Here is a 22,372-nt window from a genome sequence, read left to right on the forward strand (position 1 = left end):
TTAATTATTAATCTCTCGACAGAACTACGCTTTTATGTAAGCGTTTACCAAGTTCCGTATTTACATTATATAACTTCTAGGTAGAAATTTCATTGAAATGCCAAATATCATAAATTTAATTATTTTTGGTTTTAAAATTATGTTTTAATGCTGGCCAAATCCATTTATCGGCACTAGCTATTAAAATCCCGTTAAAAACAAAGGAGAAAATAGTCCCAATATTAACTGAATAAACTCGACCGATGGCAATTCCGGCCACAATGATAATAATAATTGGTGGAATAAAATCGATAATTTGAGCTGCTGTCGAATTACCTTTTAAATATAAAAATCTCAAAATATTAGTCGTATCATCATTTGGATGCATTACGATATTAGCTCTCTGATACAGAGAAATTGCCACGCAGAAAAAGACGACGCCTAAACAGGATAAAATAATTCTAATAAAGATTGGTAAGCTTGGCACGCCTAAGAAATTGAGTAAATTTGTAAACACATTTACAAAATAACTGAAAAACATAACATAAAGTACCTCACCAATCAGACGTCTTGCATCCAATCGCTTGATCAAAAACTGATTCGTGATTGCATTAATAACTCCGATAATAAACAACAATAGTCCCGTATTCCAACCAAACCATTTAGTCATGTTGACCGCCGAAGCTGTCCACAAACCACTACCCATATCGGCTGAAATACACAGACCATTTCCAAAAGCATTTAAAATCAAACCAGAGATTAATCCGATAACTCTAGTTTGGATTGAATTTTTGATAGTATCACCTCTTACACAATATGCTGTCTATCATACAACAAGATGACACATCGATTCAAAAAAGCTACTTATTTATAGTTAACGTTTAAAAAATCTACCAAATCTTGAGCTGGATGTCCCATAATGGTTTGATAATCGGAACTAACTTCATCTAACAAACCTAATCCTCCAGCGGCATACATTGAAGATAACATGTGTCCTTCATTACCCTCATTATAGATTTGAGCAAATTCATCGAGACTAACTGGTTGATAACCAATTTTGCTACCTGAAACTGCACTCAAGACTTCAGCTAATTGTGGCATCGTATAATTTCTTGATTGAGTTAATGTATAAATTCTTCCATTCTGCAACAAAGTCTTTTCACTAGCAACTTTAGCAAAAGCTTGAGCACTATCTTGTAAGCTAATGAATGACAAAGCTTGATCCTTTACTGGATAAATTATATTTTGACGTTCAATCAACTCTGGTAGATAAGGCACTAATGGATCTGCATACAAGGCATTACGTATAATCGTATAAGGAATGCCACTAGCAGCTAATCTACGTGGCAAGTAACCATAAAAGGCAGACAAATCAAACGGGTTATTAACTTGATCAGCAATAAATCCCATCGATAAAATATGCCCAACATTAGCTTTTTTGGCGGCCACCAAAACATTTTCCAATTCGCTGACCCGACTAAAACTATCATGACTCTTACTTGGAACATAAATTAAAACATCGACATTTTTAAAAGCTTCTAACAAAGTATTTTCTTTTAAGAAATCAATTCCAACAACTTTGGCTCCAGCTTCTGACAAAGATTTAGCCTTAGAAATAGTGTGAACACCTACTGTAATATCACTACTTGGTACTAATTTAATTAATTCGTTAAAAATATGACCACCCAAATGGCCTGTTGCTCCAGTTAATAAATATTTCATGATCATTCCTCCATTTTCATCACAAATGTTACTATATAAATAACAGGATATCAAATCAATCGTCTTTATTTCTTTAAAAAATATATAATGAAATCAAAAGAATAATGGAGGGATTTTAATGCAAAAAATTATAATTGATCAAGCTTTTTGGGATTTGTTTCCCGATGTAAAAATTGCCGTAATGACAGCCCACAATGTCGACAATAAGGAGCAAAACGTTCCAAGTGATTTAATTCAAAACGCCAATGAGATTGCCAAAAAATGGGTACCCGATGACCCAATCAGCGCTAACCCAGTAGTCAAAGCTTGGCGTGAGGCTTATCGTAAATTCAAAACTAAAAAAGGTGCCCGCAATGCCGTAGAAAATCTTCTAAAACGAGCCAAAAATAACAAAGGTGTAGGCAATATCAATCCTGTCGTTGACGTCTACAATTCAGTTTCCCTAGAATATGCCTTCCCAATCGCTGCTGAAGATTTGGATAAAATTGTTGGCGACGTTCATCTGACCGTTGCTAAAGGTGGCGAAACCTTCACCCCAATCGGTGAAGATGAAATTGAAGAAGCTTTGCCAGGGGAAGTAATTTATCGCGATGATCAAGATGTAATTTCACGTTGCTGGGCTTGGCGAGACAGTGCTCGTGTAGCCGATACCGATGAAACAAAAAACTTACTATTTTATATGGAAAACATTCAACCCGAAAGAGACGATGATCACCTAGCTGCCGCTCATCAACTAGAAAAACGATTCCACGATTATTTGAATATCGACATCAATGACTTAACAATCCTTACTCGTGACAATCCAGAATTTATCTTTGCTAAATAACAAAAAATAATCCGCCTAATATTAGGTGGATTATTTTTTACCATTGTTCATGATTCCAAAGTCGACCGTCAACTTCACCTTCTAATTGTGCTTGACGTTGGTTTTGTTCTTCAATCACTTTTTTCATAGCTACCAAAAAGGCCCGATTTTCATATTGAGTCTGTTTAGTAGATAAATCTTTAACTGTTTGACTTAACCATTGACCAGTTTCACTCATAATTATTCATCCTCACCTTGTTTAATTAAGCTAATCGTACTTTTCAATTGTGAAATATCTTCTCGTTGTTGAATAAAAGTATTCAAAATTGTCTCACATTCGTTGCAATTCGTACCATCGAAATTCTTAAATCGATCAGCAAATTCTCTCTCAAACCACAATTGACGATTTTGTAAACTATCAGGATATTGTTGAGTCAGAAAACGTTGATAATCAATCAGTAATTGCATCTGTGCATTTTCTTGCAAATATTGGAATTGAGCTATCGTAAAGACAGGCAAGATTTTCATCTTAGCACGTTGAGCAATAGCAAAATAAGGTGCCATTATTTCATCAATTGTAACATTCTCACTGCCACCACGTTGAAAGTCTTTTAGAGGCATCCCAGTACTTACAACGATACCAAATTCCTTTTCAGCTAAATTATCATCACCATCGCCGTAGACAAAGTTTCTCGTTAGGACGTTATCTTCCCAATGTTTTAAGCCCTCTGGAGCTGCATACCAGTATAAAGGAAACTGAAAAATTATTCGGTCATGTTCTTTTAGCAAAGCTTGTTCTTTTTCGACATCAATTTCTGACAATTCTTCCACATGATGCCAAGTTACGTCTTGCAACTTAGCTCCCTGCAACAAAAATTGTTGTGTCTGTGAATTATTGATTTCTGGGTGTGACACTACTACCAAAGTTTTCAAAATTAACATCTCCAATCAACAATAGAATAGCAAAAAATAGCACTTTATAACAGTTGAAACTATTTTTTAGAAATTAATTCCAACGACAAAATCCAATGATATACTGAAGAAGATACCGATTCGCTTAAGGAGTTTATTATGGAAAAATATTATATAGTTGATAGCTCTATTCTTCCTGAATCATTTGAAAAAGTTATTGAAGCGCGTAATTTATTAGAGACAAAAAAAGTCCACAACGTCAGCGAGGCTGTAAAGGTTGTGGGTATCAGTCGTGGTACATATTATAAATATAAAGACTTAGTTTTTAAGCCCGACGAAGAGAGAAACGAACGTAAAGCTGTCATTTCAATGATGTTAAAGCACCAGCAAGGTACTCTCTCCAAAGTTCTGGTCGATATTTCGGAATTGAACGCTTCTATTCTGACCATTAATCAAAATATCCCAATCCACAATATTGCAACAGTCGTCATTTCTCTAGACATCAGTCACCTAAACGGGACTATGGACGATCTAATTGACACACTGCAACTGTCAGATTCGGTCGAAAATGTGCAATTAGTTGCGATTGAATAAGCTCTCAATGAGGGCTTTTTATTTTGGCCAAGCGATGTACATAGCCATCAAAACGCTCAAAGTCCCACAAGCGAATAACGATTTTGAAATAAAACGACTTTTAACATGTCCCGCATAAACTAATAAAAACAATCCTAAAGCAAAAACAATTACCATTTTCAAAAAACTCATTGCGTCACCTACCATTTAAGATTTTCATTCAAAAAATACTTTAAAGGATAAATGTGACTAAATAATGAATTTGTTATGGAGAATCTGTTCTTTTAATTTCGTTGCCACAAAAAATGCTCGATATCATGCAATACTTTGGGATTTCTTCTCGTCAAAGCACTGTGTTCTGCCAAACGTCCAGTAAACAGTCTGGCCTCATAAGTTTGATGTGGTCCCTTAAAAACCTTCTTCAAAGACTTTGCAGATGATACAGGTACCGCTTTATCAAAATGGTCTTCTTTGGAAAGTTGACCCATGATATTCAACTCCCGAATGTGCAGCTGACGCATAACTGAATCAGGATGAGTATATTTATCAAAGTCTCTAGTCAATTGATCAGAATAACGCCAAGGATTACGTCGATAAATATCTCTGTTTAATACTTGCATTGGAGCCGCAATATTTACTAATGAATCAATTTGTGGCTGATTTTTTTTATCGCTATATTTGAACAAATAATACATAACAGCGTTATTGCCCCAAGAATGTGCCACAGCATTGTATCTAGTTATCTGATATTTTTTTTGCAATGTCAAAATAACCGTATTGATCCACTTAGCTGTCTTATGATAATCAGATTGATGATTATTACCAAACAAAACTTGAATTTCGGGATTTTTTGCATTTTTAGGCCAAGTTCCATCAAAACTGAGCTTGCCTTTTTTTGACACAAAAATAGTCAACGTTCTAGTAGCATAACCGTCAGCTTGTGATTGATCGATTAAGTAGTCCATTGACCGCACCGTACCACCAAAGCCATGAAAAAACAAAGTTGGAATTTCTCTTGGATTTTTAGAACTAGCAAAAATAGTTTGAGAATTGATTAAGAATCCTACACTAACTATGAAACTGATTAAAAATATTCTGATTAATAATTTATTTTTCATTATTACCAAAGTTTAATGCATTTTGACCTCGAGTCAACAAAAAAAGGCTTAGATTGCTCTAAGTCTTTTTGATTACAAATTTTGACCTTTTTCCCAAGTAGTCTTTGAAAGTAATAAACCTTTTTTGACTAAGTTGTTAAACAATTGATGCGTACGAGAAGAAATTTCACCAGCTGTTGTTTGGTTGCTTGCTGTCAAAAATTCAGTAACATCATCAGTTTTTGCCACTGCTTGATCAGTCTCTTCAACTCGTTGACGAGCAAATGATTGGCAGCCATCTAAGTATGCATGAATCATGTCAGAATATTCATGATAATGTGGTTCGATGATAACTGACAAAGTTTTCTCTAGCCAATAAACATTGTCGACTGAAACTTCAGTAGTTGTATTTTTGTAATCTTCTGGAGTATCAGTAATGTTAGTAAAGAATGGTACATAAGGACTGTAAGCAAAGAATCCCATTGACAACCATTGGATAGCAGCGTGGTCGTCATCAACGTCATTTCTGATTTGCAAAATTGATGATGCTTGATTTCTATCCATAGCGATAGAACGGAATTGACGTTGTTCTTTTGGAGTTCCTGAAGCAAAAGTTCCAAATGGATCATATTTCGTACCATTGTAATGTGATGACAAGAAAGCTTCAACATCTTCGATAGCTAATTTCTTGGCAGGTTTTTTGCACATTGGCATATCTTGAGCGGTTGGCATTTGTTCAATTTCTGGGTTGAACATCTTTTGTCCATACCAAGTACGTGGTGTGTTGTAATAGGCATCAGCTTCACTTTGTGTTCCAAATATTTCACGGAAATTAAAGTGACCTGGTTGTGGATTTAAATGATGCTTTTCAACAAATTCAACCAAATCAGTCGCTACTAAGAAGTTATCAGTATCATTGACGTCAACTTCTTGCATAACAGTTTGATTAGGCACGATAGCATAAGTATCTTCTGGCAAACGCATAGCAGCCCAATGGTGACCACCCGCTGTTTCTAAGAGCCAAATTTCATCTTTATCGTTGAAAGCAATACTGTTGCATTCACCAGTACCGTATTTTTCCAACAAGGCTCCTAATCTCTTGGCACCTTCTTTGGCAGATTTAACGTATGGCAAAACTAAAGTCAACATGGCTTCTTCATCGATACCATCATGAACTAATGGATCGTATCCTAAAACACGAGCATTAGTAGCAGTAGTTTCAGTTGAACTCATACCAACATTTAGTTCATTAATACCGGCTTCTTCATATTGACCATCACTTTGGTCTGCCTGTGGTGTAGCGGTGTATCTTAGAGCGTGTTCAGGTAGTGGCACTTTAACACCTGTAGTTACTGAAGTATAAAAGGCGTTCTTTTGATCTTTAGCAACGTGTGCAACAAATTTAATGGGATTGATTGGACCATAACCGTCTTCATTACGGGCGACAATAGTGGAACCATCCATGCTAGCGGCTTTACCAACTAGTATCTCAGTACAATCGGAACTTGGATTTATCATTTTGTTCCCTCCCTTTAAAATAAGTATAAAATTAAAAAAGCTTTTAATCTAGTAGCTATATTAGAAATTTTATAATTATACAAAAAAAACAGAACAAATTAATGTTCTGTTTCTCAAATATTTATCTTAAAGTACTTCAACAGATGCAGTAGTTACACCGTATGAAGGAATTTGGTTATTTGGCATAGCAACGTCTAATTGGTTAGGGTTACTGTATGCAAATGTACCTGTATCATTAACTGTTCTGATCAATACTGTACCATCAGAAAGTGTGATCTTAAGTGTTGTACCCTTAGGGAATACTGAAAGGTTAGCGGCAACACCACCATAACCCATGTTTGAACCTAGTACGGCTGGATCATAGAAAGAAATCTTGAATGTTCCTTGTGATGTACCAGTTTGTGTTGTTGATGATTGTGTTGTTGTAGCAGCACTTTGAGTTGTAGCTTGTGCTTGGTAACTTGTATCTTCAGTAGTTTGTGTTGCTTGAGCTGTTTGTGTTGTATCTTGTGCAGCTTGTGTTGTTGTATCAGTAGTTGCTGTAGTTGTAGCACCTGGTAATGTTACTGTTTCACCAGGGAAGATCAAGTCGTATCCGCCAACTTCACGGCCGTTAGCTTGTTCAAGTTCAGCGATTGTTACGCCAGCATTTTCAGCGATGCTCTTGTATGTGTCGCCTGCTTCAACTTGGACATGGTTACTGTCGAGTTGTACTGCAGCTTGAGCAGTTTTTGTTGTTGCAGAAATTGCTGTTAAAGCCATAGTACTTACTAAAGCGATAGATAAAACTTTTTTCATGAATTAATTACATCCTTATATTTAAAATTGTTTAGCCCTCATTTGCTATGTTGCATATACTAACAGGTATTTATTACACAACAACGTCTGTAAAGTTACAAAAAAGCCATTTTCTGTAATTTTAGTAATACAAATGAAACAAACATCCGTTCTATCGTTGGTATAACCCACTTTTGAATTTCATAAAATTGCCAATAAAAAACTAAATTATTTCGAATTTTTTCGTACTTTTTTGAATTGTCAACTTATAAAAAGATTAAAAAAACACCACAAATCTTGATTTAACAAGGTTTATGATGTTTTATTCAAAAAAATATAATTAAAAATATCGGTCAAACTAATTATTGTGCTTCTTTTGAAAATCAGCAATTGCTTTATATTCTGGTTCTAAAATCTTGGAAATACGAATCCAAATCGGTAATAATTCTCGATAAATTTTGGAATTTTCATAATTTGGTTGATGTGTATCAGTCACACCGACCATATTTTTGACAGCCGATAAATCATCAATATAACCTAACGAATACATTGCTAAAACAGCTGCACCCAAACAAGAACTTTCAAAACTCTCAGGAATCGAAACTTCCTGTTCAAAGATATCTGCCAACATTTGTCTCCATAAAGCAGATCTTGCGAATCCACCAGTGGCCTGAATACTCTTAGGTTTTCCAGTAATCTTCTCAATCGTTAGCATTACAACGTATAGATTGTAGACAATTCCTTCAAGAGTTGCACGTAACATGTGAGCTCTAGTGTGTTTTCTCGTTAAGCCAAAGAAAGATCCTCTGGCATAGGCATTCCAAATTGGAGCTCGTTCCCCGCCTAAGTATGGATGAAAAAGTAATCCATCTGATCCGGCAGGAATCTTTTGAGCTATTTTTGTCAAGATATCATAGGTAGAAACTTGCATTTGCTCGGCAGTAATTTTTTCTGGAGCAAATAACTGATCTTTGACCCAACGAAAGACGATACCACCATTATTGACTGGACCACCGACGACCCATTTATCTTTGGTCAAAGCGTAACAAAATAACTTTCCATCTGGATCAACGACCGGCTTATCCACGACAACTCTGACAGCTCCACTAGTTCCAATCGTAACAGCCACCACTCCAGGATCGATAGCATTGACTCCCAAATTAGACAAGACACCATCACTAGCACCGAAAATAAATGGTGTTGTTTCTTCAAGACCTAACAATTGAGCATATTCAGATTTCAAACCTGTGATTTGATCAGTTGGCTCAACTAATTGTGGCAGTTGATTCCGGTCAATTTGTAAAACATCCAAAGCTTGTTGATCCCAATCGAGCCTAAAAATATTGAACATCCCCGTAGCTGAAGCAATTGAGTATTCCATTTTATAGACGCCAAATAATTTAAAGAAGACATAAGTCTTCAAATCGATAAATTTTTTCGTCTGTTTGAATAAATTATTTTTCTCATGACGTAACCAAAGAATCTTTGATAATGGTGCCATTGGGTGAATTGGTGTCCCAGTTTTTTGATAAATTTGTTGGCCCAAACCATTTTCTTTTAACTCCTCACTATACTTGGCAGCTCGGTTGTCGGCCCATGTGATAGCTCGAGTCAATGGCTGATCATTTTGGTCCATTAAGATCAAACTGTGCATCGCTGAAGAGAACGAAACACCCTTTATTTCTGAAACTTGGACTTGAGATTTACGAATAACTGAACCCATCGTTTCCAAAACGGCCCCAAAGATTTCTTCAGGGTCTTCCTCGGCCATATCAGGAATATCTTGATAGAGTTGATAACCAGAATTGGCATAGGCAATCACTTTACCTTTAGTATCGTAAAGTACACTTTTAGTACTCGTTGTTCCAATATCTACACCAATAATATAATCCATTATCAAAACTCCTTTATAAATAGTAGAAACTTGTTTAATTGTAATAATAGATTTCTAAAAAGTCTACTTTCTATTCATCCATTCTGACCTCAAAATTCCATACACCACTGAATCATAATACTTGCCATTGTAATATCTCACCGAACGTATACGAGCTTCCTGTCGCATACCAATTTTTTCTGCTAAATGCATCATTCTAGGATTACCTGACCAAGTAGTTAAACCTAGATGAGGTAAATCGTAAATTTTAAATAGATAATCAAAAAATAATTCCAGTGCTTGGGTACCTATATGCTTGTCCCACATTTTTTCCGGATAAATTGTGATTCCTACATCCAACCAACGTTTTAAATCACCATCTTTAAAACTAGCTCCTACTGAACCCACTATTGTCCCGTCAAAGGTTATTACAAGATGATCTTTGTTATTGAGCCAATACTTCTTTGCTAATACTTTCTCAAAATAATCTTTTGTTGGTAAATCATCATGAAAATATGGGCCATTTAATTTTGTCCAATCAGCATCAGCATCACTAAATGCCAGTTTCCAAAAATCTGCTACTTCATTTGATTGTAACTGTCTTATTTTAACTACCAATTTAAAACACCCCTAACAAAAAAAGATTTGCCATATATTATACGACAAATCTTTTAATTAGCATCTTATATTAATTAGCTTGTGCAGGTTCACGGCTACCTAATCTTACTTTTTCTACAGCGTGACTGCTTTCCAAATCTTCTTCTTTAAATCCGAAGAGATAAGTACATACAAATGAGACGACAATTGTTGCAGCTGAAGCGATTAAGTATCCAGTGAAACTAGCATCGATACCTTTAGGGTTAATAAATGAAGCAAAACCAATCAATGATCCAGCAAAGCCCCACATATCGACGTGAAGTAAACCTGTTAACAAACCACCGACGGCACTACCGATATTAGCAGTCCAGAAAATTCTACCGTACTTCAAATTAATACCGTACATTGCAGGTTCAGTTACTCCGGCAAAAGCTGAAAGTGTAGCAGCACCGGCAATTTGTTTCATATCGATATTCTTCTTAGTTTTAACAAAGACAGCCATAGCAGCGGCACCTTGAGCAATCATTGTAGCTGAAACAATGGCATTCAAAGCACTGTGTCCAGTCGTGGCGATTTGACTGGCAACAACGGGGATAACTGCCCAATGCAATCCGAAGATAACCAAGCATTGATAAAATCCACCGATGATCAATCCTGAAATTGCGGGACTGAACTTCAATAGAGCAACAATACCACTAGCTAAATATGAACTTAATAACGTAATAACTGGTCCAACGATTACAATAATAATTGCACTGACAATGAATACTTCTAGCAAAGGACTAAGAATCATTCTTAGAGACATTGCGATATGTTTCTTGAGCCAAGGTTCAATTTTTGAAGCTAACCAAGCAGCTGCAATCATTGGAAAAATTGAATAAGTATAGTTGGCAATGTGAATTGGAATACCAAAGAAATCTCCATTGATATTCATAGAAGTACTTGCTGTCTTGCTGGCAACTTGTACTAAAGTTGGATAGGCTAGAACACCACCAACAACACCCATGATAATTTGGTTAGCACCTAATCTCTTAGCTGCAGTAAATCCAACTAAAATTGGCAAGAAGTAGAAGACTGAATCTCCCATCGCATTGATGATCATGTAAGTAGAACTCTTAGCTGATAACCAATTAGCTGAAACAATTAAAGCTAGTAATCCTTTCAAAATACCAGAAGCAGCTAATAGCCCGATAACAGGCATCATGCTGGCTGTAATAACACCAATAAGAGCACTAAAATAAAATTTGGTTTTAGGCCAAACACCCTTAGGAGCTTTAGCTTTGGGAGTTTTGGCTTCAGAACTTCCACCAAAACTAGGTCCTAAAGCTTTAACAACGGCATCATAAACATCATTTACGGCCGGTCCAATAACAACTTGATATTGTCCACCGGCTTTAGCAACATCTAATACACCATTCATATTTTTGATGACTTCATCATTAGCTTTATTGTCATCTTTTAAATAGAAACGAACACGTGTGATACAGTGGATAACGTTCTCAACATTGCTTACTCCACCAACGTTCTTAACAATATCTTTACCTAATTGATCATAATCAACTTTGCCCGTAGGTCTAGCTGTAGCTTCTCCTGGAGCCATTGGTTCAACTTGAGCAACTTCTTGACCAGCTTTGACGTCACCAGAATTGATATGGATTTCCTTAACTGTCTTAGCTGTATTAGTAATAGCAACAATAACATCAGTTACCTTACCGGCTTTTTTGACTGCTTCTGTATCCATCGTTGCAATCTTTTGACCAGCTTTGACTGAATCCCCTTCTTTAACGAATAATTCAAAAGGGGTTCCATTCAATTCAACAGTATCAACACCCATGTGAACTAGTACTTCAAGCCCATCAGCAGTACTAAAACCAATTGCATGTTTAGTTGAAGCAACTAACATAACTTTACCTGAAACTGGAGCCACAATTTCATGGCCAGTGGGAAATACCCCGTAACCTTCACCCATTGCTTTTTCTGAAAACATTGGATCATGGACTTCAGTTATCTCAACCGCTCGCCCAGAAACTGGCGCAAGCATTTTAACTGTACCTTTCATAGAAAGCACCTCCAAAAATATTAGTAACCGATTACATACTCTTAACATATACTATATTACAACTATTCCTGTATAAACATCAAGTTTTGTAATAATTTATTATAAAAAGCGCGTTGAAACACTAATAATTGGGTGTATAATACGTATTGTACAGATATGTTTAAACACATGAATTACGCTTTTATTCTGCTATTTTATGGAGGAATTAATTATGAAACCTTTGTTTTTAAAAATTACTGAACATCATCTAGTCTACTCAGACGACATAAATACTCTAGATGAAGGTAGTTTTGAATTAGATTCAAATTTGGAACTTAAACAAAATTTTCACAATTTTAAAGAAAATATTTCTGATTCCATTGATATAATTGTCATTATGAATTCTCCACAAACTATTTTGAAAAAAAACATTTTTCGATTCAATAATGAGGTCTTTGATTTTGGTGAAGAATTAGAAAATACTTTCCATATTCCAGTAATTAATTACGCTGATTTAAAAAATTCAGACTTAGATACCCTAGCTCAAAAAGAAATCGACTACTCAACTTGGCATCTTGATTACTATGGAATTGCACATACTAAACGTCAATATGGTCAAGAATCAATGCAAACAATCGGAAATGGATTTCTAGGATTACGTGGTACTTATTTAGAAGCCAAAGCCAATGTTGACAACTATCCTGCTACATATGTTGCTGGTGTATTCAATCAATTAGCTACTCCCGTTAACAATCGTAATGTTATTAATGAGGATCTAGTCAACTTACCTAATGCTCAATATTTAAGTTTTAAAGTAGACGATGGTGATTTCTTCAAGATTGATCAAAAAACTATTCAAGAATCACTACGTTCACTTGATTTAAAAACTGGCATCCTAACTATTACGAATCTAATCAAATTAAACGATGGTAAGGAATTAAAAGTTGTCGCTAAAAAGACTGCAGATTTAAAGAATTATCATAATTACTATTTGCAATATGAAATTCAGCCTTTAAATTTCTCTGGTAACGTTACGGTAATTTCGCAAACTGATGCTTCAATAGTCAATAGTAACGTCGAACGTTATAAAAATTTGGCAAAGAAACATTTATCAGTTGATAACATTGAAAATAACGATCATGAAACCATTTTATTGGCCCACACTAATCAATCTAAAATTAAATTAGCCCTTAAAACTTACCTACGTTTTTCACAGATTGCCAATGCAGACTATTCCGTCAATAATACTGATGAGATAGCTACTCAATTCATTGAATTTCCTGTTTCTGAAGGAAAAACTTACTCAATTGAAAAAGACGTTGCTATCTTTACATCCTTAGAAACAAAAACCGATATTGAACAAGTTATCAACAAATATCACTTTATTAACGACTTTGCCTTTAATCAAAAACAAGCTCAAATAAACTGGCAACAAATTTGGAATAAGGAAGATGTTATCGTTACAGGTGATATAACGGCTCAGAAATTGCTTCGATTAAATAGCTATAGTATGACTACAGCCGCACAATCGCACGCTAATAAGGATCTCGATGCTTCCGTTGGTTCTCGTGGTTTAACAGGTGAAGGTTATCGTGGTCACGTCTTCTGGGACGAACTCTTCGATATGAACTTTTACGTTTTGCACGCTCCCCAACTAGTCAAATACTTGCTTATGTATCGTTATAACCGTTTAGGAGCTGCTATGGATTACGCTTCTGATGATGACTATAACGGTGCTATGTATCCTTGGCAAAGTGGTATGTATGGTGATGAACAGTCGCAAGAAGTTCACTTGAATCCAATCACTAACAAATGGGACCCCGACAATTCGCGTAAACAACGTCATGTCTCCTTAGCAATTGCTTATAATATTTGGAATTATTACAACCTAAGTGAAGACGAAGAGTTTATGAAACAATATGGTCTAGAAATGCTACTTCAAATTGCTAAATTCTGGATCGATATGGCTAAATTTGATGAAAAAACTGGTAAATACACAATCGAGAACGTAATGGGACCAGATGAATTCCATGAAGATTACCCTGGAAATGACGACGGTGGTCTAAAGAATAATGCTTATACTAATATCATGGTCAGTTGGCTCTTCAAACAAATCACCAAAATGTTGCATACTCAGTCAATTGACAGCATTAAAGACAATCTAAAGCGGACGGATTTCAATCCTGACTATCTCGAAAAAATGGATAAGATTCGTCATAACCTCAAATTAGATTTCCAAGATGATATTTTAGGCCAATTCGAAGGCTACTTTGATTTGAAAGAATTAGATTTTGACAAATATCGTCAACAATATGGCAATATTTCGAGAATGGATCGTATTCTTAAGGCTCATAATGATTCTCCAGATAATTATAAAGTCGCCAAGCAAGCCGATACTTTAATGGCACTCTTCAATATTAGGGAAAATGATTTTCTCGATATCATGAAGGATCTAGGATATCCCATCACTAACCCAAATAAATTCATCAGTGACAACATTCAATACTACATTCAAAGAACTACTCACGGATCTACCCTCTCCAGAATTGTCTATTCGATGTTGCTTCTAAAAGTTAACGATGACAAACAGGCTTGGAAATTATTCTACGAAGCTTTAACTAGTGACTATTACGATATTCAAGGTGGTACTACTGCTGAAGGAATCCATTTAGGCGTAATGGGCGCCACTTTGAATGTTGTTACATCATATTTTGCTGGAATTGACTATCGTGGTGATCAACTAGACATCAATCCCCACATGCCAAAGCAATGGAAAAAAATCACCTTCAACATGCTCTTTAAAGGAGTTAAGTTTGCTTTTGAAGTCACTCAAGATACAATTACCATCGTGGCTGATAAAGATACCGAAGTTCAATTCATTGGCAAAGACTTGCCTTTAACAGCTAATCAAGAAATTGAATTAACTTATTAATTATTTAAAAGAAAAACTTTATTAGAAAATAAATAAGCAGCTGTTCAGATGATAGTTAAGACTATGTCTGAATAGCTGCTTATTTTTGATTTTAAAAGATTATTTTATTCTCTAAGCGCGATGCCAAGCAGCATAACCGATTGTTGGGAATAGTCCAATCAAACGACTAACTTGTTGACGGTCGAATTTGAATTCAATTGCTGGCAACAAGGCATTGATAGCATCTTCAGCTTGATCACTGATTTCTGTAACACCAACCAAATGTCCTTCTTTGTCATGAATTTGAGTACTGTGGGCAATTGGTTCTTTATCAACAATATAATACCAATAATTAGCTAAATCATTTTCACTAATTTGATAGCCCTTCTTCTTACCTTCATCAACTGAAATTCCCGCTTGAGCAATTCTTGGAGAAGTGAAAACTACTGTTGGGATTACTGGGAACTTAATTGGATCAGTAGTTTGCCCCGAGAATAGAGACATTAAATACTTAGATTCAAAGTAAGCTGCCGGAGTTACTTTAGGTTGATCACTTGAAATAACATCCCCGGAAGCATAAATATTTTCGATATTAGTTTGTAAATAATCGTTTACCAAAACACCGGTTTTATCATGTTTAACGCCAATTTCATCTAAACCTAAATTATCAACATTTGGAATTCTTCCTGTAGCATCCAAAATCCAATCAGTAGTTAATGTTTCATCATGACCATAGTGGATTAGATAGCTATCATTTTCTTGTTCAAAGGATTGAACATCACTATTCTTGATAAATTGAACACCACGTTTTTTCAAATCAGCAACTACTTGTTCAACATATGGTTGGTAAAAATCTCTTAAAACCTTATCAGAATGCAACATTACTGTAACCTTTGAACCCGCTTCATTAGCAATCGTAGCGAACTCCATTCCGATATAGCCTGAACCAATAATCGTGATGTGTTTTGGTAATTTAGTCAAATTCAAGAAGTCTTCACTATCATGTGCTAATTCAGTACCAGGAATATCAAGACGATGTGGTTTCAAACCTGTTGAAATAACAATCTTTTCAGCTGTAACTTTCTTATCATCATCAATAACAACAGTATGATTATCAACAAATTTAGCATGACCGTGCATCACCTCAGCACCGGCATCTTCCAAACGTTTCGTTAATCCTTCTGGCAAAACGTCAATAATTTCTTGCTTATGTTCCATATTTTTTGCCCAATCAATGGAAATATTTCCTTGCAAAATATCACCCATTCTTTGAGCCTCACGAGTCATTTTTACCGGTTCATCAAGCGTTATCTTCGCGTTACAACCACGATTTGGACAAGTTCCTCCGACTAGTCCGCTTTCGATAACTCCGACAGAGACTCCTGTTTGAGCCAAGGGAGCCGCCCCGTCAAAAGTACCATGACCTGCTCCAATATAAAGTACGTCAAAATCAAATTTTGCTGACATTAAAACACCCTCCGATCTTTTTATACCTTTAACATAGCTTATTTCTATTATCATGACAATTAATTTAATTTATAAAAAAATGGTTCTCTAAAAAAATAATATTTATGTGTTCCATTTATAACTATTGATTTTAAACATGCTAGAATGGTCTTAATTAGATAAAGGGGAATTTGTCATATGATAGATCTGACTCGTGGAAGACCTATGAAAGTCATTTTTCTGTATACAATTCCTTTACTACTAGGTAACTTTTTCCAACAATTTTATAGTTTCATCGATACCTTAATCGTTGGGAAAACAATCAGTGTTAATGCTTTAGCTAGTGTTGGTGCTACTGGTGGTTTGACCGGTTTGATCATCGGTTTTGCCCAAGGTATGACCAGTGGTCTAACTATTTTAACGGCACAAAAACACGGTGCTCATGATGAACAAGGTGTAAAACAAAGTTTTGCCTCAGGAATAATCATTTCCTTCTGGATCACAATTATTTTTACTTTGTTAGCCTTAGTTCTTGCCTACCCACTATTAGTCGTTATGCAGACACCTAAAGTTTTAATTCATGATTCATTTATCTTCTTGGAAATTATTTTTGCAGGAATATTCTCTTTCGTTGGGTTCGATTTTTTAGGTAATACAATGCGGGCACTCGGTGATTCACGTGTACCATTATTTTTCTTGATCATCAGTACCGTTTTAAATATTTTATTAGAATTAGTCTTCATTTTATATTTACGCATGGGTGTAGCTGGTGCCGGATTAGCAACCGTTGTCGCACAAACGATTACATTTATAATTCTTTATTTCTATATTCGACATCACATTCCATATTTGATTTTGACGCGAAAAGATTTCAAAATCGACAAAACCGAAATCAAAGAATTACTCCACATCAGTTTACCAATGGGATTTCAATCTTCTATCATCGCCATTGGTTCCATCATCTTACAAGTAATGTTGAATACTCTTGGTGCTAATGCTGTTGCCGCCTATACTGTTGCTGGACGTGTTGAACAAATTGCCACTTTGCCAGCCTTTAGTTTTGGCTTAGCTTTGGTCAATTACACAGCTCAAAATCTTGGTGCAAAGAAATTTCAACGAATTCTACGTGGTGTTCGTGATGGCATCATTATTTCCGTTTCTTCCAGTCTTGTGATTGGTGGACTCCTAATTGTCTTTGGACGTGCCATTTCGCACCTATTCATGAATGGTTCTCAAAACGCCGTTTTAAATTTGGTTCAAATCTACTATTACTTCAACGGTTCGACTTACTTTATTTTGTCGATACTATTCATTGTTAGATATACACTTCAAGGTTTAGGCAATCAAAAGGCTCCTACTATTGCGGGAATCGCTGAACTATTGATGCGGGTCTTCGCCGGAATCGTTTTAGTTCATTTCTTTGGTTTCTACGGAGCTGCTATGGCCAATCCATTAGCTTGGAGTGGATCAGTTTTAGTTTTAGTAAGTACGTGGAATATTCAAATTAAAAAACTTAAAAATATGAGTAACCTTCTTGGTGAAAATGTTTAAAAAAAGCAATCTCACTTAACCGAAAAAGTAAGATTGCTTTTTATTTGTCTTCATTTAAATATTGAGCTGACATATTCAGAGAATCTTCGACTGCTGGAACTTTACCAATATAATTTAGAAAGGCATGTCCTAAGCCACCATAACGAATATATTTAGCATCACAACCAGCCAAACCAATTTTTTGAACAAATGCTTCATCTTGTAATCTAAATGGATCAAATTCTCCCGTCAGCATTAGTACTTTTTTAAAGTTTAAAGGTTGAGCGTACAAAGGTGAAATAATTGGTGCTTCTAAATCTATGTTTTGTCCATTCACGTAATACTTTGTCATAATAGAATCCAATTGCTTAAATTGCGTATAATTATTGTGCAAAATACGTTTTTGATCTTCTTTAATCGAAATGTCATGATCATTCCAAAAACAACCTTGATGATTGGAACCATGCACAACTGTGGGATAAAATAGAACATGCTTATCTATTTCACAAAGTCCTAAATTATGGCACAATTGACTGACACCTAAAGCAATTGCACCACCAGCAGAGTCTCCCGCTAATGATATTTTTTCAAATGATTTATGAACTTCGGCTACAACGGATAATGAATCCATGATGCCATTTGGATAAGGTTTTTCTGGTGCAATTCCATAATCAACGCTATAAATTACTCCAGCAAATTTAGTGGCTAAAAAGGTTAAAAATGGTAAAGTATCTTCTGGAGTACCACCGTAAAAAGCTCCGCCATGCATGTAAACAAGCGCCTTATTTGAAGATACATTGTTTCTAAAAATTTTCAAATAACGAACCTTACGACCTAACTCATAAGTAAAATCATTTTCTACAGTAATATTAGGATAAGAATTCTGGACAACATCATGGTCATTGCCATCGCGTAATTTTGTCAAATCATCTGGCAAATCAGGATCATCTGGTAATTGCTTCAAATGGTCAAAAATTATTGGATCATAAGAATGTGCATCCACTCGATCTTTAACTATCATTTGAACTCTCTTCAAATGTGGTATATCAACAGATTGAATTTGATTTAATCGTTCAAGTTCTACGTTATAATTGTTTTTTATCATAAACGTCACCATTCTCTAAAAAGTAAATTTGTTATCCTTATAACTGAATACATTATATTATATGTTTAAACATGTATGACTCTGCTTTATAATAAATATTTTTATCAAATATGACAAAACGACAATTAGGAGGTTATTTTTTTGACAACGGAAGTCAGATTATCTACCCGCCAAAGAAATTTACTAACAATGATCAACTTATTACAGCAAGATAGCTCTCAATCGGCCAAGGACCTATCGATTCAAACTGGCTTGAGTATCGTTAGCATCAATAAGTTGTTAGATGTACTAGATAATAAACACCTTATCACTAATGGTTTTTTAAATACTCCTGGTCGACGTGCTAAGACTTATCAATTACGGGCTGATGCTGGTAAATTAGGGATTTTACAATTAGTTGAAATTGATGGAAAAATTCAATTGACTTATTTTCTTTGCGATTTACTAGGACAAGTTTATGTGCAAAAGAAAGCTGATAAACCTTTGGAATCATTAGATTATTTATTAGATTTCATTAGGAATGAAACCTCAAAAGAACGACCTAACAAAATTATTGTTGGTATTCCGGGTGTGGAATTGAATACTCTTTTACAAATCAGCGATGTGCAATCACTTCAAGGTATTAACTTGAGTGCAGCAATTACTACTACCACTGGTATTGATTCTTTAATCGTAAATGATGTTAATGCTAGTACTTATGGTGCCAATGAAAAATCTCCCCAAGAAAATATTACGGTTGGCATTTACTTCCCTAAAAATTTTGGACCGGGCGTTGGTATCGTTATTAACAATCATTTAATACATGGTGCTGACGGTTTAACTGGTGAAATTGAATTTGGTACTGTTTCTTCGAAAAATAAACCTCAAGAAATAATTCAACATTTACAAAATATCATCAGCTTACTAAATCCCAATTTAGTAATCGCCTATGTCGAAAAATTAAACCTATCAGACGCTGAAATCAGTCACATCAAACAAACTATCGATCGTAAGTTACCCTTGCATCAAAACTATTCATTAAATTTTGATCATAATTTTGAAAATGATTATCTGACTGGTCTAATCGCTATTGGAAGACGACAGTTTTTGCGTGACCAAGTCTTAAATTGAAAACGTTTTATCAATTTGGTACAATATCCTTATCTTAATTAACTAAATTAAAAAAGGAGTACTTATGATTAAATTAATCGCTATTGATATAGATGACACACTTTTGAATTCACAAAATAAAATTACCATTCAAACAAAAGAGGCCTTGCAAAAAGCCCTTCAAATGGGAATCAAAATCGTTCTTTGTTCTGGTCGACCTTTAGCTGGGGTAAGTCCTTATCTTAATGAATTAGGTATCAGTGGTGATGAACAATATGTAATTACTTACAATGGTGCTTTAGTTGAGACCGTCTCTGGAAAAATCATTTCTAAAAATACTTTGGACAATGATAGTTATCAAAAAATTGTCAGTTATGCCACTATCAACGATATGCCATATTATGTCCTAGATGATAAAAGTACTGTCTACACTTCTGATCATGATGTTAATCGCTTTGCTGTCATTCAGGCTTGGGAAAATAAAGCAGGTATCTTAATTCGTACTCCTGATGAGCTAGATGATGACTTTGAAATAACAAAAGCTGCTATTGTCGGTGAAAAAGAACAGCTTGATCAATTTGAAAAACCTGTTAAAGATCAATTCTCAAATGACTATTATGTCGTTCGTGCTGGCGGCAACTTTTTGGAAATTATGCACCAAGATGTTAACAAAGGTAGCGGTCTGAAAAAATTAGCCCATGCACTCAAAATAAATCCGGATGAGATTATGGCTCTTGGCGATGAGCAAAACGATATTCCAATGTTCAATTTTGCCAAAACAGCCGTAGCCATGGGTAACGGTTCAGATCTTGCTAAATCCCATGCTGACTACATTACTGATACCAATGATAACGATGGAATTGCCAAAATTTTAACTAAAAAAGTTTTTTAAAAAATTAATTATTTCGATTGCTAGTTCTTTGAACTCTCCTCTACAATTAAGTCAAACTTGAAAGGATTTAATAATATGACAATCAAATTAGTTGCAACCGATATGGATGGTACTTTTTTAACCGATAAAAAGACCTTCGATAAATCTAGATTTCAAAAAGTTTATGATTATATGCTCCAAAATGACGTTCAATTCGTTTCCGCTAGTGGAAATCAATACGATCAATTGAGAAGTTTCTTCAAAGATTTCCCAGAAACTTTATTCGTAGCTGAGAATGGTGCTTTAGTCGGTAGTCACAATGAAGTTTTTCGTTCTGACGTTTTCAGTGATGATTTGAAGATGCGTGTAATCGATCTTTTAAACAGTCTGGATGAAATTCAAGTCGTCATGTGTGGCGAAAAATCTGCTTATGTTTTAAAAAGCTCAACTCCCGAATTTATCAAAATTAGTACCTTCTACTTTCCAACGATTAAGTTAGTTGACGACTTTAAAACAGTTGATGACAATGTTTTGAAATTTTCTTGTAATTGCCCCGATGATGAAACAGAACTGTATATGCAAAAATTAGCCGATCTAATCGGACCCGAAGTTGCTATTCCATCAAGTGGTCATGGTGATATTGATGTCGTAAGAGCTGATGTTAACAAAGCCTATGGCCTAGAATATTTATCAAAAAAATTAAACATTAAGCCTGAGGAAATGTGTGCTTTCGGTGACGGTGGTAATGACTTGGAAATGTTGAGATATGTTGGTCACAGTGTTGCTATGGAAAATGGTTCACCTATTGTTTTAAAAACTGCCAAATATCACACAGTCAACAATAATCAACAAGGCGTTATTGCTCACCTAGAAGAAATTTTTGATATATAAAAGAGCATGTGGACAATCCACATGCTCTTTTATTGTTCAAAATAACGTTGTTTTTCTATTTCCCAATACTTTTTATCCTTATCGTTAATCTCACGTAAAACCTTACAAGGATTCCCAACCGCTATAACGTTACTAGGAATATCCTTAGTGACAATGGATCCAGAACCAATTACAACATTGTCTCCAATTGTTACGCCTGGATTGAAGACCACATTTCCTCCAATTCAAACATTATTACCAATCGTTATAGGTTTACCATACTCATAATGTTCATTGCGAATAACTGCATCGATTGGATGACCTGCTGTATAAAGACTTACTCGTGGTCCAAACATAACATTGTTGCCAATCGTGACGTTAGCAATATCTAAAATTATACAGTCATAATTACTATAGAAATTCTCTCCTATAACGGTGTTACAGCCATAATCTGTATAAAACGGTGGTTCGATATGAATCTTCTTGCCACTTTGCTTGAAAAGATCTTTCAAAATTGTTTGTCTATCAGTTTCTTGATATTCAGTCGTTTGATTGTACTCACGCAACAATCCCTTAGCCTTATGAAAATCCTTGGCAAGCTCTGGATCATCAGCAATATACAAATCGCCGGATAACATTCTTTCTTTTTGTGAGCGCAT

The 22,372-nt window shown here is 35.2% G+C and carries 20 protein-coding genes and 1 pseudogene; 7 read left to right on the forward strand and 14 right to left on the reverse strand.

Annotated elements, in window-relative coordinates:
* Positions 1–115 precede the first annotated feature (115 nt).
* Together FFM65_RS07015 and FFM65_RS07020 are read right to left on the reverse strand one after the other, a co-directional pair.
* Positions 116–748, reverse strand: coding sequence for a DUF6198 family protein (locus tag FFM65_RS07015; protein ID WP_484014270.1), 633 nt, complete (start codon positions 746–748; stop codon positions 116–118).
* Between the two features lie 95 nt (positions 749–843).
* A complete protein-coding gene (locus FFM65_RS07020; protein ID WP_119318313.1) occupies positions 844–1,701 on the reverse strand; it encodes an SDR family oxidoreductase in 858 nt (285 codons plus the stop codon).
* Between the two features lie 118 nt (positions 1,702–1,819).
* On the opposite strand from FFM65_RS07020, the gene FFM65_RS07025 reads away from it, so the two are divergent.
* Positions 1,820–2,527, forward strand: a complete 708-nt coding sequence (locus tag FFM65_RS07025) for a B3/B4 domain-containing protein (protein WP_119318312.1) — start codon at positions 1,820–1,822, stop codon at positions 2,525–2,527.
* Positions 2,528–2,564: 37 nt separating this feature from the next.
* Here the strand turns inward: FFM65_RS07025 and FFM65_RS07030 are convergent, their stop codons facing one another.
* Together FFM65_RS07030 and FFM65_RS07035 are read right to left on the reverse strand one after the other, a co-directional pair.
* On the reverse strand, positions 2,565–2,744 hold the full coding sequence (locus FFM65_RS07030; RefSeq protein ID WP_119318311.1) for a hypothetical protein: 180 nt from the start codon (positions 2,742–2,744) through the stop codon (positions 2,565–2,567).
* Positions 2,745–2,746: 2 nt separating this feature from the next.
* Positions 2,747–3,439 carry an NAD(P)H-dependent oxidoreductase gene (locus FFM65_RS07035; protein WP_119318310.1) on the reverse strand — a complete coding sequence of 231 codons (693 nt, stop codon included), beginning with the start codon at positions 3,437–3,439 and terminating at the stop codon, positions 2,747–2,749.
* A 138-nt stretch (positions 3,440–3,577) separates the two neighbouring features.
* On the opposite strand from FFM65_RS07035, the gene FFM65_RS07040 reads away from it, so the two are divergent.
* Positions 3,578–4,012 (forward strand): ACT domain-containing protein, encoded by a 435-nt coding sequence (locus FFM65_RS07040; protein WP_057813158.1) that lies wholly within the window; start codon positions 3,578–3,580, stop codon positions 4,010–4,012.
* A gap of 18 nt (positions 4,013–4,030) precedes the next feature.
* Here FFM65_RS07040 and FFM65_RS12180 read toward each other — a convergent pair whose 3' ends face one another.
* The 7 genes from FFM65_RS12180 to FFM65_RS07070 all read right to left on the reverse strand — a co-directional run bounded on the left by FFM65_RS12180 (position 4,031) and on the right by FFM65_RS07070 (position 11,912).
* Entirely contained in the window at positions 4,031–4,183 is a 153-nt protein-coding gene (locus tag FFM65_RS12180) for a hypothetical protein (RefSeq protein WP_162897961.1), read from the reverse strand.
* Positions 4,184–4,275: 92 nt separating this feature from the next.
* Positions 4,276–5,109, reverse strand: a complete 834-nt coding sequence (locus FFM65_RS07045; RefSeq protein ID WP_119318309.1) for an alpha/beta hydrolase — start codon at positions 5,107–5,109, stop codon at positions 4,276–4,278.
* A gap of 72 nt (positions 5,110–5,181) precedes the next feature.
* Entirely contained in the window at positions 5,182–6,606 is a 1,425-nt protein-coding gene (locus tag FFM65_RS07050) for a C69 family dipeptidase (protein WP_162897960.1), read from the reverse strand.
* Between the two features lie 126 nt (positions 6,607–6,732).
* Entirely contained in the window at positions 6,733–7,404 is a 672-nt protein-coding gene (locus FFM65_RS07055) for a LysM peptidoglycan-binding domain-containing protein (protein ID WP_119318308.1), read from the reverse strand.
* A 337-nt stretch (positions 7,405–7,741) separates the two neighbouring features.
* Complete coding sequence (gntK, locus tag FFM65_RS07060; protein WP_119318307.1) at positions 7,742–9,277, reverse strand: gluconokinase; 1,536 nt, start codon at positions 9,275–9,277, stop codon at positions 7,742–7,744.
* A 63-nt stretch (positions 9,278–9,340) separates the two neighbouring features.
* Positions 9,341–9,874 carry a GNAT family N-acetyltransferase gene (locus tag FFM65_RS07065; RefSeq protein ID WP_119318306.1) on the reverse strand — a complete coding sequence of 178 codons (534 nt, stop codon included), beginning with the start codon at positions 9,872–9,874 and terminating at the stop codon, positions 9,341–9,343.
* Between the two features lie 70 nt (positions 9,875–9,944).
* Entirely contained in the window at positions 9,945–11,912 is a 1,968-nt protein-coding gene (locus FFM65_RS07070) for a PTS sugar transporter subunit IIABC (RefSeq protein WP_119318305.1), read from the reverse strand.
* A gap of 211 nt (positions 11,913–12,123) precedes the next feature.
* Between FFM65_RS07070 and FFM65_RS07075 the strand changes: the two genes are divergently transcribed.
* The gene (locus FFM65_RS07075) at positions 12,124–14,823 is read left to right on the forward strand and encodes a glycoside hydrolase family 65 protein (protein ID WP_119318304.1); all 2,700 of its coding nucleotides are present in this window, start codon (positions 12,124–12,126) and stop codon (positions 14,821–14,823) included.
* A 111-nt stretch (positions 14,824–14,934) separates the two neighbouring features.
* Here the strand turns inward: FFM65_RS07075 and FFM65_RS07080 are convergent, their stop codons facing one another.
* Positions 14,935–16,269, reverse strand: coding sequence for a dihydrolipoyl dehydrogenase family protein (locus FFM65_RS07080; protein WP_119318303.1), 1,335 nt, complete (start codon positions 16,267–16,269; stop codon positions 14,935–14,937).
* Between the two features lie 177 nt (positions 16,270–16,446).
* Here FFM65_RS07080 and FFM65_RS07085 point away from each other — a divergent pair, with 177 nt between their 5' ends.
* On the forward strand, positions 16,447–17,799 hold the full coding sequence (locus tag FFM65_RS07085) for an MATE family efflux transporter (protein WP_119318302.1): 1,353 nt from the start codon (positions 16,447–16,449) through the stop codon (positions 17,797–17,799).
* A gap of 40 nt (positions 17,800–17,839) precedes the next feature.
* On the opposite strand, the gene FFM65_RS07090 is transcribed toward FFM65_RS07085, so the two are convergent.
* On the reverse strand, positions 17,840–18,883 hold the full coding sequence (locus tag FFM65_RS07090; protein WP_119318301.1) for an alpha/beta hydrolase fold domain-containing protein: 1,044 nt from the start codon (positions 18,881–18,883) through the stop codon (positions 17,840–17,842).
* 141 nt (positions 18,884–19,024) lie between these two features.
* Here FFM65_RS07090 and FFM65_RS07095 point away from each other — a divergent pair, with 141 nt between their 5' ends.
* From FFM65_RS07095 to FFM65_RS07105, 3 genes are all read left to right on the forward strand, one after another.
* The gene (locus tag FFM65_RS07095; RefSeq protein ID WP_119318300.1) at positions 19,025–19,993 is read left to right on the forward strand and encodes an ROK family protein; all 969 of its coding nucleotides are present in this window, start codon (positions 19,025–19,027) and stop codon (positions 19,991–19,993) included.
* A gap of 64 nt (positions 19,994–20,057) precedes the next feature.
* Complete coding sequence (locus tag FFM65_RS07100; RefSeq protein ID WP_119318299.1) at positions 20,058–20,864, forward strand: Cof-type HAD-IIB family hydrolase; 807 nt, start codon at positions 20,058–20,060, stop codon at positions 20,862–20,864.
* Between the two features lie 75 nt (positions 20,865–20,939).
* On the forward strand, positions 20,940–21,734 hold the full coding sequence (locus FFM65_RS07105; protein WP_119318298.1) for a Cof-type HAD-IIB family hydrolase: 795 nt from the start codon (positions 20,940–20,942) through the stop codon (positions 21,732–21,734).
* 29 nt (positions 21,735–21,763) lie between these two features.
* Here FFM65_RS07105 and FFM65_RS07110 read toward each other — a convergent pair.
* Positions 21,764–22,372, reverse strand: a pseudogene (locus FFM65_RS07110) (sugar O-acetyltransferase).

The sequence above is a fragment of the Companilactobacillus formosensis genome, from assembly GCF_005405305.1.
Classification (GTDB): Bacteria; Bacillota; Bacilli; order Lactobacillales; family Lactobacillaceae; genus Companilactobacillus; species Companilactobacillus formosensis.

Excerpts from the sequence above, each read along its gene's own strand:
- FFM65_RS07045 (WP_119318309.1), bottom strand. The coding sequence starts at position 5,109 with ATGAAAAATAAATTATTAATCAGAATATTTTTAATCAGTTTCATAGTT.
- FFM65_RS07085 (WP_119318302.1), top strand. The coding sequence starts at position 16,447 with ATGATAGATCTGACTCGTGGAAGACCTATGAAAGTCATTTTTCTGTAT.
- FFM65_RS07020 (WP_119318313.1), bottom strand. The coding sequence starts at position 1,701 with ATGAAATATTTATTAACTGGAGCAACAGGCCATTTGGGTGGTCATATT.
- FFM65_RS07090 (WP_119318301.1), bottom strand. The coding sequence starts at position 18,883 with ATGATAAAAAACAATTATAACGTAGAACTTGAACGATTAAATCAAATT.
- FFM65_RS12180 (WP_162897961.1), bottom strand. The coding sequence starts at position 4,183 with ATGAGTTTTTTGAAAATGGTAATTGTTTTTGCTTTAGGATTGTTTTTA.
- FFM65_RS07100 (WP_119318299.1), top strand. The coding sequence starts at position 20,058 with ATGATTAAATTAATCGCTATTGATATAGATGACACACTTTTGAATTCA.
- gntK (WP_119318307.1), bottom strand. The coding sequence starts at position 9,277 with ATGGATTATATTATTGGTGTAGATATTGGAACAACGAGTACTAAAAGT.
- FFM65_RS07030 (WP_119318311.1), bottom strand. The coding sequence starts at position 2,744 with ATGAGTGAAACTGGTCAATGGTTAAGTCAAACAGTTAAAGATTTATCT.
- FFM65_RS07040 (WP_057813158.1), top strand. The coding sequence starts at position 3,578 with ATGGAAAAATATTATATAGTTGATAGCTCTATTCTTCCTGAATCATTT.
- FFM65_RS07055 (WP_119318308.1), bottom strand. The coding sequence starts at position 7,404 with ATGAAAAAAGTTTTATCTATCGCTTTAGTAAGTACTATGGCTTTAACA.
- FFM65_RS07080 (WP_119318303.1), bottom strand. The coding sequence starts at position 16,269 with ATGTCAGCAAAATTTGATTTTGACGTACTTTATATTGGAGCAGGTCAT.
- FFM65_RS07025 (WP_119318312.1), top strand. The coding sequence starts at position 1,820 with ATGCAAAAAATTATAATTGATCAAGCTTTTTGGGATTTGTTTCCCGAT.
- FFM65_RS07070 (WP_119318305.1), bottom strand. The coding sequence starts at position 11,912 with ATGAAAGGTACAGTTAAAATGCTTGCGCCAGTTTCTGGGCGAGCGGTT.
- FFM65_RS07105 (WP_119318298.1), top strand. The coding sequence starts at position 20,940 with ATGACAATCAAATTAGTTGCAACCGATATGGATGGTACTTTTTTAACC.
- FFM65_RS07075 (WP_119318304.1), top strand. The coding sequence starts at position 12,124 with ATGAAACCTTTGTTTTTAAAAATTACTGAACATCATCTAGTCTACTCA.
- FFM65_RS07050 (WP_162897960.1), bottom strand. The coding sequence starts at position 6,606 with ATGATAAATCCAAGTTCCGATTGTACTGAGATACTAGTTGGTAAAGCC.